Source organism: Prochlorococcus marinus XMU1404 (genome assembly GCF_017696175.1).
Taxonomy (GTDB): domain Bacteria; phylum Cyanobacteriota; class Cyanobacteriia; order PCC-6307; family Cyanobiaceae; genus Prochlorococcus_A; species Prochlorococcus_A marinus_X.
In genome coordinates, this window is record NZ_JAAORE010000003.1 from 196,729 (window position 1) to 210,969 (window position 14,241).

Genomic DNA, 14,241 nt, shown 5'->3' on the forward strand with positions numbered 1-14,241 from the left:
ATTATTTTCAAAAGTTTTTTTGATTTTATTTTATTTTTTTTAGGTTTAAGAAAAACCGCTATTATTAGTGGTGAATCTATGTATCCTTACCTAAAAGACGGGGATATTGTATTTTTTAAAAAATATAAAAAGAATAAATCAATACTAAAAAATCGACAAATAGTTATTTTTAATCATCCACTTAAAAATAAAAACCTAATAAAACGGATAAATTCAGTAAATCAAAATAATATTGAAGTTCTTGGCGACAATATTGAACTTAGCGAAGATAGTAACAAATTCGGATTAATCAATGACGAAAAAATTATTGGGATTGTCACCTCTAAATTAATTTTTCCTAAATTAACAAATTTTTTAATTCAAAAAAACAGAAGCACTCCTTTGAATCCAAAATAATCCCAAAGAAAAGGAAAGCCCTCCTGCTACAGCTATTAATCTTTTAATAAATTTTTGACTTGCTTTAAAGGTGGTAAAAGATATTAAACAAGTAAAAAGATTCATACTTGTTAGTGAACCAATCAAATATGAAATCAAATATAAGCAAGCACTTGTTAAAGGTAGTGCCAAAGCAGGAAGAACTGCGAGGAAATGCGAACCTCCAGCTATACCGTGTAGCAAGCCTAAACCTGTCAAAGCATGTGAGTGCTTATTATTGTTATTTTTTTGTTCCTTAACATGAAAGTGAAAGTGACGATGGGCAATTCCATTCTCATGCTTATGGGAATGCGAATGGATACTTAATTGAAAAGAATTTTTAATAGCAAATACTCCAACAATTAGAAGAGAAATTCCAACTAGGAATTCGGCGATATTGGAAAATTTGTTTAATGGCGTAATATCCTTAATAAAAATAGCTAGGAAAGCTAACAAGAGGACACCTGAAGAGTGTCCTAAGCCCCATGAAAAACTATTTCTAAGAGCTTTTTTGGGATTATTAATCGCTGCTGGTGCCATTGCAATTAGATGATCAGCGCCACTAACAACATGCACAAATCCTGCAACTACTCCAGTTAAAATTACAGCTTGCATATATATTCAGTACAACTCTGCTTATTCAATTTTATAGCACGATTTGAAGTCAAAATTAAATTGATTTAAATAATTTCTTGAAAGATTGTTCAATATCACTTTCTCTCATAAAAGTTTCACCAATTAATACTCCCTTGATTCCAATAGATCTAAGCGAATCTAGATCTTCGGCACAATTAATTCCTGATTCACTAATGGGAATAATATTTTGTTTTAAAAATATATCAGCATATTTATGCATCAATTCTATTGATGTTTTTAAATCAGTTTTAAAAGTCTTTAAATCCCTATTATTTATTCCAATCAAATTAAAAGATTTTAATTTTAGAATCCTTTCTAATTCATTATCATTATGCACTTCAACAAGAACACTCATCTTTAAATTATCAGCTATTTTCTTTAGATAAATTAAATCGTCATCACTTAAAATCGCAGCGATTAATAATATCGCATCAGCACCAGATACCCTTGCTTTATAAATCTGATAAGCAGAAATAATAAAATCTTTGCATAGTAGAGGGAGATTAGTTGATTTTCTTACAGTTTCGAGTATTTCATAACTACCTTGAAAAAACCTTTTATCGGTAAGTACTGAGATACATGATGCACCTAATCCTTCATAACAAATTGCTATGTCTTCAGGGTTAAAATCTTTTCTAATAACTCCTTTACTCGGACTAGCTTTTTTTATTTCTGCAATTACTCCTGGTTTAATTTTTGAATCCAAGATATTTTTATAAAAATCTTTTGGGGCAGAAAGATTTTCAATTTTTTTTATTAAATCTTCTAAAGAAACTATTTTTTTAAAATTCTTAATTTCAATGTCTTTATGCCATACAATTTCTTCCAGAATATTTTTTGCTTGTGCTTCTCTATGAGGTACAGCATATTCTAAATTTTCAACCCTAACTGTTGGATTTGGTGGTCTGCGTCTTATCTCCATTAATTTTAGATATTATTTTATTTGAGAAGCGGCTTGTTTATACGCGACCTCAACTACTTCACTAAGAGTAGGATGAGTATGAACTTCTTTAGATAATTCAATTACATCTTGGTTCCTTGAAATAGCGTTCGAAATTTCTTGAATCAAATCAGCTGCATGTAACCCAAAAATATGAGCACCTAATACTTTCCCATTATCTTTATTGAAAATCAACTTTAGCAATCCATCACTCTCCATCTCAGCCAATGCTTTTGAATTAGCCTTAAAGAAACTTTTCACAATTCCCAAAGTAAAATTTTCTTCTGCAGATATCTCTTTAGCTTCAGCTTCAGAGAGACCAACTGAACTTATCTCAGGGTGAGTAAAAGTTGCCGCAGGGATACTTTTATAGTTAATTGCGACTTTACCACCGCAAATATTTTCGACAGCAATAGTACCCTGTGCTGCTGCAGTATGAGCAAGCATTAATTTGCCAGTAACATCTCCAACAGCCCAAATATTAGGTATTATTTCCTCGCCATTTTTAACTCTCATTTGATCATCTATAGGAATAAAACCTTTTACCGTCTCTATCCCAACAGACTCAAGATTTAAGTTATTACTATTAGGACTTCTGCCAGTTGCAACAAGCACAGCGTCAACTTCTAAAGTTTCTATCACTTCTTTGGAATTTGCATCTGTAAGTTCTATTTTGACAGGACATCCAGGTGTTATTTTTGTAGCGAAAACATTTGATTTTGTATCTATATCTCTTGATTGAATAAGATTCTTTTTCGCAATTTTTGTAATGTCAGGGTCAAATGTTGGCATAATATTCTCTAAAGCCTCAATCATGGTAACTTCACAACCAAGCGCGGTATAAACATCTGCGAATTCCAATCCTATATAACCACTTCCAATAATAGCTATCCATCTAGGTAGCCACTCTAGCTTTACTGCATCATCACTAGTAAATACAGTTCTATTATCCAAGGTTATCCCACGAGGAACGAAAGGAGAAGAACCAGTTGCTATGACGATATTCTTACATGTGTATATTTTATCAATTCCGTTTTTATCTCTTACACCCACTTTTTGATTCCCTTCAAGTCTTCCAATACCCAAAATAATTTCAACTCCACTCCTTTTTAGAGTTTTTGTTAAATTTTCTCTAACGTTTAAAACCAGATTATTTGCATGATCAGCAATTTTTGATCTTTCAAACCTTACGGGTGCAGCATGAATACCAAATTTGGCTAAATGCTCATAATTACCTATTTCTCTGACTTTTCCAGTCGCAGCCAAAAGAGCTTTAGAGGGGACACACCCCTTGTTAACGCAAGTTCCTCCCATGTCTGAAGATTCCACTATCGCGACTTTCAGTCCCTTACTAGCAGCATGTTTAGCGGCATCAAAACCTCCATATCCTGCTCCTATTACGATTACATCGAAATCAAAACTTGAATCAGTCACTTTTTATTTATTTATTAGAGGTGAATGCGACTCTTTTTCGTTCTAGTAATAACGGAACAGCAACACAAGCCACATTTAATGATTCTACAATCTCACTATGCGGAATTGTAATTGTTTCATTAAAAGCTTCTTGAATTTTTTTATGAATACCTTGACCTTCATTACCCAAGATTAATGCAGTACGTTTAGACCAATCAACTTCCCAGTAGGGTTTTGAGGATTTTTTTAAATTTTTATTTTGGCTACTAGTAGAAAAAATATTAAATCCTACATTTGATAATTCAGATAAAGACTTTAATAAAGAATTTATTATTTCTTCTTCACTTCCTTCAAACCTTTGAAATGGGATTTGAAAGACCGCACCAGTCGATGCTCTTAATGCTTTTTGGCTTAATGGGTGCGCACCTCCAGCTAAAAAAATTGCATCAACACCAGCAGCTAAAGCAGTTCTAAAAAGATTACCCATATTCCCAGGATCTTGAATCCTATCGAGAACAAGAACAAAATCATCTTTACTATTGAATTGATAATTAAGTATCGATGAGATTTCTACTAATGCTGCAATGCCATCTGGATTAACTGTTGAAATTGCTGAAGCTAAAACCTCTTCTGAGACCAAAGTTATTAATGATTGATCAAACTTTTTGCTAAGATTTTGGTTCTTTTTGAGCCATTTTTCAGTAACTAGAATTTTAGAGGGGGAATTTCCAGACTTCAACAATTCTTCAATAAGATGAGTACCCTCTATACAAAAAAAATCTTTGTTCTTGCGAGAGGATCCTCTTTTAAATGATCTAAATCTTTTAACTAGATTATTATTTTTACTAGTTATTTTAAAAAAATTATTTTCTATGAGGAATTTAAAAATTTTGTGGTCAATTTCATTGTAATTCCATAAACGATTGGATCAATAATTTTTAAAATTTAATTCCCTAAAAATTGATTGATACATTTTTACTTTTTATTAATATTATGGACGTTACATAGGGTGGACTTACTAATGTTAGTTTGTCATTATAAACCTAATAAACTAAGTCTTAATGATTTGCGGCAGCGAAAAGAATTCATATTTTAAATCGCAAAATTTAAAAATTCTTGGCCAAGGTAAACTAAACGGGATTGTTGAAATAAGTGGTGCGAAGAATTCGGCATTAGTTTTAATGGCGGCTTCATTATTAACCAATGAAAGAATAACTCTTGAGAATGTTCCTCGTCTTACCGATATAGAAAAAATGGGGCATATCCTTAAGTATTTAGGGGTTAATTTAGTAGATAAAAACAATAAATTAGAGATAGATTCAAAAAATGTTTCCATTACAGAAGAACTTCCATATGAACTTGTTAATGGACTGAGAGCTAGTTTCTTTTGTATCGGTGCTTTATTAAGTAAATTTGGAAAGGCTAAAGTGCCTTTGCCTGGAGGTTGCAATATCGGTTCAAGACCTATAGATGAGCATATTAATGGACTTAAAGCATTAGGAGCTGAAATTATTATAAAAAAAGGAATTGTCGTAGCAAAAATAAAGGAAAAGAAAAATAAACTGCATGGTACTCATATCAAATTAAAGTGCCCAAGCGTAGGAGCAACTGAAACTTTAATAATGGCTGCTTCATTAGCGGAAGGAAGAACTACTATTGAAAATGCTGCAAGAGAACCTGAAATTCAGGATTTATGCCAAATGCTTAATAAAATGGGAGCAAGAATTTACGACTCCGGAAAAGAAAAAATAATTATTGATGGTGTTAATAAACTTGTTGGTTGTGCTCATAAAGTAATTCCCGATCGAATAGAAGCTGGCACTTTTCTAATTGCTGCTGCTGCAACTGGCTCTTCAATAACAATATCTCCCGTTATTCCTAATCATCTTGAAGCTGTTACGAATAAGCTTCAAGAAAGTGGAAGTAAAATTACGATTAAAGGTAATTCAATTACAATTAAGGGAAAAGAAATTAGAGGAGTAAATATTGATACAGCTCCTTTCCCAGGATTTCCTACTGATTTACAGGCACCATTTACAGCTTTAATGACAATCGCCAATGGTGAATCAAAGATCACTGAAACAATTTTCGAAAACAGGATGAATCATATTCATCTACTTAATAAAATGGGAGCTAGTATAAAATTAAATAAAAACGTAGCTCATATCAAAGGTGTTAAGACAATAAAGGGGATGGATTTAGTTGGCTCAGATTTAAGATCATCAGCTGCATTAATAATTGCTGGGATTATCGCTAAAGGTAATAGTAAAATCTATGGTTTAGAGCATTTAGATAGAGGTTATGAAAATTTTGAATCAAAATTAAAAATGTTAGGTATTAAAATAACTAGAGAATTTAATAAAAGATCTTTTACTGAGAAAGAATATAAAATTACTTCTGATCCTGAAGATATTCCTAAACGTAGAGCCGCTTAAAATATAATTTTGGATTGGCTTACTTAAACGTATGCAACATTTATTAGCGAAATACAACCTAAAAATAATAAAAACAAAACTAAAAAACGATTAGACCAAATTTTATCTAAACCACTAAACCTAAACTCCTTCATGCCCAGGTTCCTCCGTTAGATCCAAATGCTGTCAAAATAGTTACTGCAATAAAAAGATAGGGAACAAATTTTAAAGATAATTTTTTAGCTTGAATCTTTGACATAATTTTTTTACTAATTCTAACATAATATTACTAATTATGAAGCCATACCCTTGAATAAAGGACTCTTAGGAGCCTTTAGTTACAGTACTGTATCAGTAATGTTTATTTTTTTCATTTTTATCTTATTTCTTGTCAGCGATTCCAATAAATATGGCTCTATGTTTTATCAAAAAGATTTTTAACTAAAAACAAATGTGTTCTCGATCGCTCTTCCTTAACCGCCAAAAGGATAGTCAATAAAATGATTTTTGTTATAATAAAAAAGTTCATTATTTTTCAAAAGCCTTGGGAGCGTGGTGGAATTGGTAGACGCACCGCACTCAAAATGCGGCACCTTCGGGTATGTCGGTTCAAGTCCGACCGCTCCCACTTTGATGAAAACTTATAGTCGATTCGATATATCTTTCAAAAAAGGAAAAGGTTGTTGGCTATGGGACAAAACAGGTAAAAAGTATCTTGATGCAGTTGCTGGTATAGCCACTTGTAGTCTTGGTCATAGCGATAGAGTTTTGAGAAGAAATCTATCAACTCAACTAAAAAAGATTCAACACATTTCAAATCTCTACATTATTGAAGAACAAGAACAATTAAGCAGAACTTTAACGAATATAAGTTGTGCTGAAAGCGTTTTTTTCTGCAACAGTGGCGCAGAAGCAAATGAATCAGCTATTAAATTAATTAAGAAATTTGGAAATACAACAAATGAAAGTAAAGAATCAATTATTCTAGCTGCTAAGTGCAGCTTTCATGGCAGAACATTGGCAGCCTTGAGTGCTACTGGTCAGCCAAAATACCAAAAAGGTTTCGAACCCATGATAAAAGGGTTTAAGTTCTTTGAATTTAACAATTTTGATTCGGTAAAAAAATTATTTGAAGATTGTAAAAATAATGATCAAAAGATTTCTGGTGTCTTAGTTGAACCAATACAAGGAGAAGGTGGCGTGATTCCTGGAAGTAAAATATTTTTTAAAAACCTTAGAAATATCTGTGATAAATATAATTCTCTTCTTATTTTAGATGAAGTCCAAAGTGGAGTAGGTCGAACTGGAAAAATGTGGGGCTATGAGAATTTAGGAATTGAACCAGATGGATTCACTCTTGCTAAAGGATTAGGAGGAGGTCATGCAATTGGGGCATTATTGGTAAAAGAAAAAGCTAACATTTTTTCTCCAGGAGATCATGCAAGCACTTTTGGAGGGAACCCGTTCGCCTGTAAGGCTGCCTTAACTGTATTAGAAGAAATAAATAGAAGAAATCTTATCAATAATGTTTACCTGAGAGGGGAACAATTAAGCGCTGGGTTTGAAGAATTAATAAAAAAATTTCCAAATATAATTAGTGGGAAAAGAGGCTTAGGTTTAATACAAGGTCTTGTTATAAATGATGATTATGCTGATGCAAAAGACATTACGTTAAAAGCTTTTGAGAAAGGATTACTTGTAGTTCCTGCAGGAGGAAATGTTGTTAGAATTGTCCCACCATTAGTTATATCTCGAAGAGAAATTAATGTTCTTTTGGATAAATTAAATTCAATTTTTAAAGAGTTTTAGCAATTTAAATTTTGAAAAATGCAAATTTAAAAATTCTTGAATCATTATCACCCAAATATGAAAGGGATAATATCAATTTAGGTTTATCTAGAGTTAAAAAAGTACTTCAAGAACTTGGATTTCCTTGCAAGAATATTCCTGCAATACAAATTATTGGAACCAATGGGAAAGGATCAATCGCGGCATATTTAGAAAGTATACTTTTTGAAGCTAAAAAAAATTTTGGTGTTACTACATCTCCTCATCTTTTTGATGTATGTGAGAGGATTAGAGTTAATAAAAAAATTATAAACAAAGTTGATTTTGAAAAAATCTATAACTTTATTGAAAAAAATTATTCAACATGTAAATTGACTCCTTTTGAAAAAATAATTTGCTGCGCACTAAAATTTTTTGACAATGAAAAAGTTGAATTGCTTATTCTTGAGGCTGGTTTAGGGGGAAGATTAGACGCGACAACGGCTCATAAATCTAGACCAATAATTGCTATTGGGAATATTGGCTTAGACCATAAAGAATTCCTTGGAGACACGATTGAAAAAATTGCTAAGGAAAAACTAGCAGTTATCGAAAAAGACTCAATTGTTATCTCATGCGACCAAAACAGCCGAGTTGAAAAATTAATAAACAAAAAAGTTGAAGAGGTTGGAGCAGAAATTATCTGGAAAGATTCGATTTCAAACAATTATCAACTTGGATTAAAAGGAGTTTTCCAAAAGCAAAATGCTTCAGTTGCGATTGGAGCAATTCAAGCTCTAAATAAGTTAGGATTTAAAATTAAAGAAAAATATATATTTGAAGGTCTTAAAAATACAACTTGGAATGGAAGGCTAGAAATAATAAACTTTTTAAACAAAAAAATTCTTGTGGATTGTGCACATAATTATCCTGCTGCAAAAGCACTCTCAAATGAGAGGTGTAATTGGGAAAATGAAGAAGAAGGAATTTATTGGATTTTAGGTGTCCAAAGACAAAAAGATATGTACGCAATATTAAAAACACTTCTAAAGAAGAATGATCACTTATTACTTGTACCAGTACCAAACCAACCTAGTTGGAAATTAAAAGATCTCTATCAGATTAAAGAAATTAACTTTCAAAACATAATTGAGTTTGATAAATTTGAATTTGCCATTGATTATTTATTTGCCCTTAAAAAATGGCCTCCTAATCATCCTGTTTTGACTGGTTCTATTTTTTTAGTGGCTGAATTTATTAAATTTGCAAATAAACAGAATTGCTAAATATTAAATTGTTCTTTTATTTCCCAGCCTTCTAATTTCCCAGGATTTAATAGCCCCTTAGGATCAAATTTGATTTTCGCTTTTACTTGATCAGCATCAACCACTCCTAGGCCTCCACCTTCGACAGTTAAAACATGGGGATTAAATATAAACGCACCAAGTTTCTTACAATCTTCCATTATTTCATTTAATTCTTCTACCCCATTCCACTTTAATACTGGCAAAGCCGCTAATCTGGGTGATCCTTGCTGAGAAACTGCCTCTAAATGCCAAAGAACTTTTTTACCCCATTTTTTTCTCAAAAAATTAATTAATTCAAGTTCATTATTCAGTGGCAAAAGCATTTGTAAATATGTCCAATTTTTATCCTTAGACCTCATATGTAGAGTTGTATGATTCCATACGACTTCAGAAATTCCATTGACGAGTTTTTCTTCTTCCCCTAGGAGGGTAGATTCAACTTTGAATTTTTTACAAATCAGCTCTATCGTTTTTATTCCTCCAAGAGTAGATTGAACTAATATCTTGTTATTTCCAGATTTACTTTTAAACCATGTTGGCATTTGATCTACAATTTCATCTTCAAGAATTGCTCCCAGTTTCAGATCAACTGCTGCACAAGTAAGAGTTTTTAATATTTCTATTGTTTTTTCAAATTCAATACAGTCGATAATTATTGAATACCACTTACGTTTAATATCAGTGGCAAGTAATAAAGAGGTAATTATTCCATTAGTTCCATAAGCATGATTTAAAGGTTCGGATTCTTCAGCATCAAATTTTATTAATACAGGTTTTTCATTCATCGTCACTGCCTCTAAACCTATAAGATTGCCAGGATCTCTTAAAAATCCCCACCTAATGGAGCCAATACCTCCTGATCCACCAGCAATAAAGCCTCCAATTGTAGCGGTTTTCCAAGTACTAGGCAGCAACCTTAGTTCTCTCCCATATTTCTCTAATTGTTTATTCAAATCTCCCATGACACAGCCAGACTGTACTTTCACAAAACCTGTATCAGGATCAAATTCTTCTATTTTATTAAAGTGACTCATCTGCATCACAACTCCTTTAAAAAGAGGGACCGCTTGTCCATAATTACCTGTACCTGAACCTCTAAGAGTAAGAGGGATAGAAAATTTCCAACAAATTTCTGCTACTTTCTTTAACGCATTATGATCAATAGGTCTTACTACCAAATCAGCAATACATCCATCTAATTTTTCAGTAAGGATTGGAGAGTAGTTATAAAAATCTTTTGAGAGTCTTTTTAAGTCGGATTGGCTTTCAATAATCTCTAAGTTTTTGACTTCCCTAAATTTGTCTATAAATTTAAGATTATTTGTTGTCATTAATAAATGTTTTTTTGTTTTATCTATAAATTTAGACGATTAGCAATGTAAATCGCCTTTTATAAATACTTTTCTTTTTAAAGAGCTCGAAAAAACATCAGCCCAACTTTGTGCCTCCAAAATTACAAAGTCAGCAGGGCAGCCCTTTTTAATTAAACCATCCCATTTTAGGTTTAATAATCTGCTTGGAGCTAAAAAAATAGAAGACAAAGTCATTCTCTCCCAAGGATTTAGTTGAAGCATAGGTATTGCGCAAGACAACATATAAAAAGGGTCAAAATTACCAAATGGGTACCAAGGATCTTGAACGTTATCACTACCTAGAGATACATCCACATGTGAATTTTGCAATTGCTTAATTGGCGCAACTGGTCTTTTTAATGGGGTAGTTTTAGTGTATCGATTGAGCAGCCAAAAATTTGTTAGTGGTAAAGCAATAACCTTAATATTTTTCTTGGCCATTTTTTCGCCTAAATTTAAAATCTCTTTGTGACTTAAAGAAATAAGACTACTCAAATGACTACAAGTAATAGGAATACTATTAATTTTTAAATTTTCGATGGTCTCTAATAAAACTTTTATTCCTGCTCCAGGCTCAATAATTGATTCATCTATGTGCAAATCAATTTCTAATTTATATTTGCTCGCTAGAAGAAGCATCTTTGAGAGAAATTTACTTGTATCTTTTTTATTAAAAGGAGGAACAATAACACCACCTAAAATGCCTCCATTAGAGGAAAATATTTTTGCTAACTCTTCTCCACTAGAAGTATCCCAGAATTCCAATGGGGCTAGAGCAACGAATTGCAATGTAAGCTCAGATGAAAACTTTTTTTGTAATTTAAAAAGTTCAATCCAAATATCCATCGATTGACTTTTGTATGTATCAATATGACTTCTAATAGCTCGGTATCCATTATGTATGGCAAGTTTTAATGATTTCTCAACTCTCTTAAGAACCTTATCTGAAGTTCTAGTTTTATGTTCTTCAAGATTTACTGATAATGCTCCTCCATAGTTTGATTCCAGATTAGGAAAATTTGCCCACGTAAAAGATTTGTCAAAATGCGAATGGGTTTCAACAAACCTTGGAAATAAAATATTTTTTGGTTTAGTAACTTTATTTTGTAAAGGCTTTAACTCAGAAACAAATCCATCCTCCCAACTAATGGAAACTGAACATAAATCCTCTACATCAATAATGAGGTTATCTAAATCTTCTATTAAAAAAAGGCTTCTGGGAATAAGAACCTCAGCTTTGCCGGAATTACTCAAAGTTTTAAATTTTCTTTTATTTTAAACATAAGAAAACTTTACTGAATTAGAAAATAATTCAAATTTCGCTAAAAGATAAAAATAACTATGAAAATTCACCTTAAGTTGTTAAATTTATAAATGTGAGGCGGGCGTCGCCAAGTGGTTAAGGCAGCGGCTTGTGGCGCCGCTATTCGGGGGTTCGAATCCCCTCGCTCGCCCTCCAAAAAATTGCAGCAAAATTATTTAACTTGTAATTTTGAATTAATGAATCATAAAAAATTCCTAGCAAAGTGCTAACAAAAACAAAACCAGAAGAAAAAAAATTTCAAAAGAATTCAACTACAGGCAGTTATTGGATAACCACATTTGGATGTCAAATGAATAAGGCTGATTCAGAGAGAATGGCTGGTACATTAGAAAAAATGGGATATACCAAAGCAGATAATGAATTAAACGCTGATTTGGTCCTATACAATACATGCACTATTAGAGATAATGCAGAGCAAAAAGTTTATAGTTTTCTAGGCAGACAGGCAAAAAGAAAACACAAAACACCCAGCTTAAAACTTGTTGTTGCAGGTTGCCTTGCTCAGCAAGAAGGAGAGTCTTTATTAAGAAGAGTACCAGAACTTGATCTAGTAATGGGACCTCAACACGTCAATAATCTTGAGAACCTTCTGGGGAAAGTTGATGCAGGAAATCAAGTTGCTGCTACAGAAGAAACCTTCATCTCTGAAGACATTACAAATGCGAGAAGAGAAAGCTCTATTTGTGGCTGGGTTAATATCATTTATGGGTGTAATGAAAGATGTTCATATTGTGTAGTTCCTTCTGTCAGAGGAAAAGAACAATCAAGATATCCAAATGCGATAAAAAGTGAGATACAAAATTTAGCAGATGATAATTTTAAAGAAATTACTCTTTTAGGTCAAAATATTGATGCTTATGGAAGAGATCTTCCAGGAACTACAAAAGAGGGGAGAAAAGAAAATACCCTAACTGATCTTTTATACTATATCCATGATGTTGATGGGATTCGTAGAATTAGATTTGCTACTAGCCATCCAAGATATTTTTCAAAAAGATTGATTCAAGCTTGTTATGAACTTGACAAAGTTTGTGAACATTTCCATATTCCCTTTCAAAGTGGTAATGACGAAATCTTAAAGCAGATGTCCAGAGGATACACTATCAAAAAGTATAAAAATATCATTGAGAATATAAGATCATTAATGCCAGATGCATCAATTACAGCTGATGCAATAGTTGCTTTCCCAGGAGAAACCGAACAACAATATCAAGATACATTGAAACTAATAGCAGATATTGGCTTCGATCAAGTAAACACAGCAGCATACTCTCCAAGACCAAATACCCCTGCAGCAGTTTGGTCGAATCAACTTTCGGAAGAAGTAAAAAAAACTAGATTGCAAGAAATTAATGCTTTGGTCGAGAAAACTGCTAGAAGAAGAAATCAAAGATACATCAACAATATCGAAAGGGTTTTAATTGAAGGTTTAAATCCAAAAAATTCATCACAAATTATGGGAAGAACTAGAACAAATAGATTAACTTTCGTGGAGATTCCCCAAAACATTAAATTTAATTTTTCATTGGGAGATGAGATAGATGTAAGAATAAGTGAAGCAAGATCTTTTTCTTTAACAGGCCAACTTTGTTTATAATTTTTCAAAATGGTTGATAAAAAGAAGAAGTGTATTGGATTGATATTTGGCGGGTTTTCCAATGAACATGAAGTATCGATATCCTCTGCAAAAACAGTTTTTCAAGCATTTAATTCAGAGATAAACAAACAACGCTTTAATGTAAAAGCCTTTTACATTAATAGATATGGAGATTGGCTTGATAGTGATTTCTCAGAAAAGATCCTAAATGGTGAAATTGAAAACAATACAATAAAAAAATACGGAATTTTTAATCAAGAAAAAATTAACTTCCTAGACAGAATTGAATTTCAAAATGTTGATGTTTGGTTTCCTCTTCTTCATGGATTTAATGGTGAAGACGGATCAATTCATGGTTTACTAAAATTCACAAAAAAACCTTTAGTTGGATGCGGAATTTTAGGCTCTGCTCTTGGAATGGATAAAATATTGATGAAATCAATTTTATCAAATCTAAATATTCCACAAGTTAATTATCTAGTTTTTCAAAATGAGAACCTCCATGATAAAGAAGTAAAAGATAAGTTGATTAATGAGATCTTTAAAAAACTAAATTTTCCTATTTTTGTGAAACCATCTAACTCTGGATCATCTCTTGGTATCTCTAAGGTAATAAATGAATCAGAAATATTAAAGGCATTAGAAAAGGCTTTGGAAATAGATCCTAGAATCTTAATAGAAGAAGGTCTAGAGGTTAGAGAAATTGAATGCGGAATAATTGGAAATTCAAAACTATTAACCTCTGAGATAGGGGAAGTGAAGTACGAGAGTGATTGGTATGATTACAATTCAAAATATAATTCAAATAACAAGATAACTATCCCAGCCGAAATAGATTCTAAAATTACCAAACAAATTAAAGAAATTGCTATTCAAAGTTGTAGAGCACTAAATATTTATGGTTTTGCAAGAGTAGATTTCTTTTTAGAAAAATCTTCAAATAAAATTTTGTTAAACGAAATAAATACAATTCCTGGTTTTACAAAAAACAGTATGTTTCCAATGCTTTGGAAAGCTTCAGGTTTAAATATTGAGCAACTTGTGGCTAAACTGGTAGATATATCTTTAGAATTATAA

At 32.0% G+C, this 14,241-nt stretch carries 12 protein-coding genes and 2 tRNA genes; 8 read left to right on the forward strand and 6 right to left on the reverse strand.

Going from position 1 to position 14,241, the window contains the following annotated elements; all coding sequences use genetic code 11:
• Nucleotides 1-3 precede the first annotated feature (3 nt).
• Nucleotides 4-396 carry a nickel-type superoxide dismutase maturation protease gene (sodX, locus tag HA144_RS07310; protein ID WP_209043793.1) on the forward strand — a complete coding sequence of 131 codons (393 nt, stop codon included), beginning with the start codon at nt 4-6 and terminating at the stop codon, nt 394-396.
• Here the strand turns inward: sodX and HA144_RS07315 are convergent.
• The 4 genes from HA144_RS07315 to HA144_RS07330 are packed head-to-tail and all read right to left on the reverse strand — an operon-like array spanning nt 355 to nt 4,292.
• Nucleotides 355-1,029 (reverse strand): hydantoin utilization protein A, encoded by a 675-nt coding sequence (locus HA144_RS07315; RefSeq protein ID WP_209043428.1) that lies wholly within the window; start codon nt 1,027-1,029, stop codon nt 355-357. The two genes, sodX and HA144_RS07315, sit on opposite strands and share 42 nt — an antisense overlap.
• 55 nt (nt 1,030-1,084) lie before the next feature.
• On the reverse strand, nt 1,085-1,972 hold the full coding sequence (gene trpC / locus HA144_RS07320; RefSeq protein ID WP_209043429.1) for an indole-3-glycerol phosphate synthase TrpC: 888 nt from the start codon (nt 1,970-1,972) through the stop codon (nt 1,085-1,087).
• 12 nt (nt 1,973-1,984) lie between these two features.
• Complete coding sequence (lpdA, locus tag HA144_RS07325) at nt 1,985-3,424, reverse strand: dihydrolipoyl dehydrogenase (protein ID WP_209043430.1); 1,440 nt, start codon at nt 3,422-3,424, stop codon at nt 1,985-1,987.
• Nucleotides 3,425-3,431: 7 nt separating this feature from the next.
• On the reverse strand, nt 3,432-4,292 hold the full coding sequence (locus HA144_RS07330) for a TrmH family RNA methyltransferase (protein WP_348535054.1): 861 nt from the start codon (nt 4,290-4,292) through the stop codon (nt 3,432-3,434).
• Nucleotides 4,293-4,464: 172 nt separating this feature from the next.
• Here HA144_RS07330 and murA point away from each other — a divergent pair, with 172 nt between their 5' ends.
• The 4 genes from murA (at nt 4,465) to HA144_RS07350 (ending at nt 8,870) form a co-directional block, all read left to right on the forward strand.
• Nucleotides 4,465-5,838 carry a UDP-N-acetylglucosamine 1-carboxyvinyltransferase gene (gene murA / locus HA144_RS07335; RefSeq protein ID WP_209043431.1) on the forward strand — a complete coding sequence of 458 codons (1,374 nt, stop codon included), beginning with the start codon at nt 4,465-4,467 and terminating at the stop codon, nt 5,836-5,838.
• A gap of 525 nt (nt 5,839-6,363) precedes the next feature.
• Nucleotides 6,364-6,445, forward strand: a tRNA-Leu gene (locus HA144_RS07340).
• Between the two features lie 5 nt (nt 6,446-6,450).
• The gene (locus HA144_RS07345) at nt 6,451-7,626 is read left to right on the forward strand and encodes an aspartate aminotransferase family protein (RefSeq protein ID WP_209043432.1); all 1,176 of its coding nucleotides are present in this window, start codon (nt 6,451-6,453) and stop codon (nt 7,624-7,626) included.
• An 11-nt stretch (nt 7,627-7,637) separates the two neighbouring features.
• A complete protein-coding gene (locus HA144_RS07350; RefSeq protein WP_209043433.1) occupies nt 7,638-8,870 on the forward strand; it encodes a bifunctional folylpolyglutamate synthase/dihydrofolate synthase in 1,233 nt (410 codons plus the stop codon).
• Here the strand turns inward: HA144_RS07350 and HA144_RS07355 are convergent.
• Entirely contained in the window at nt 8,867-10,222 is a 1,356-nt protein-coding gene (locus HA144_RS07355) for an FAD-binding oxidoreductase (protein ID WP_209043434.1), read from the reverse strand. The genes HA144_RS07350 and HA144_RS07355 overlap by 4 nt on opposite strands.
• A gap of 39 nt (nt 10,223-10,261) precedes the next feature.
• On the reverse strand, nt 10,262-11,497 hold the full coding sequence (locus HA144_RS07360) for an amidohydrolase family protein (RefSeq protein WP_209043435.1): 1,236 nt from the start codon (nt 11,495-11,497) through the stop codon (nt 10,262-10,264).
• A gap of 126 nt (nt 11,498-11,623) precedes the next feature.
• Here HA144_RS07360 and HA144_RS07365 point away from each other — a divergent pair.
• From HA144_RS07365 to HA144_RS07375, 3 genes are all read left to right on the forward strand, one after another.
• Nucleotides 11,624-11,698, forward strand: a tRNA-His gene (locus HA144_RS07365).
• 71 nt (nt 11,699-11,769) lie between these two features.
• Entirely contained in the window at nt 11,770-13,164 is a 1,395-nt protein-coding gene (gene miaB / locus HA144_RS07370; RefSeq protein ID WP_209043436.1) for a tRNA (N6-isopentenyl adenosine(37)-C2)-methylthiotransferase MiaB, read from the forward strand.
• Nucleotides 13,165-13,173: 9 nt separating this feature from the next.
• Nucleotides 13,174-14,241, forward strand: a complete 1,068-nt coding sequence (locus tag HA144_RS07375) for a D-alanine--D-alanine ligase family protein (protein WP_209043437.1) — start codon at nt 13,174-13,176, stop codon at nt 14,239-14,241.

Coding starts and splice junctions, on each gene's coding strand:
- HA144_RS07315 (WP_209043428.1), bottom strand. CDS start 1,029: ATGCAAGCTGTAATTTTAACTGGAGTAGTTGCAGGATTTGTGCATGTT.
- trpC (WP_209043429.1), bottom strand. CDS start 1,972: ATGGAGATAAGACGCAGACCACCAAATCCAACAGTTAGGGTTGAAAAT.
- murA (WP_209043431.1), top strand. CDS start 4,465: ATGATTTGCGGCAGCGAAAAGAATTCATATTTTAAATCGCAAAATTTA.
- HA144_RS07345 (WP_209043432.1), top strand. CDS start 6,451: ATGAAAACTTATAGTCGATTCGATATATCTTTCAAAAAAGGAAAAGGT.
- HA144_RS07355 (WP_209043434.1), bottom strand. CDS start 10,222: ATGACAACAAATAATCTTAAATTTATAGACAAATTTAGGGAAGTCAAA.
- HA144_RS07375 (WP_209043437.1), top strand. CDS start 13,174: ATGGTTGATAAAAAGAAGAAGTGTATTGGATTGATATTTGGCGGGTTT.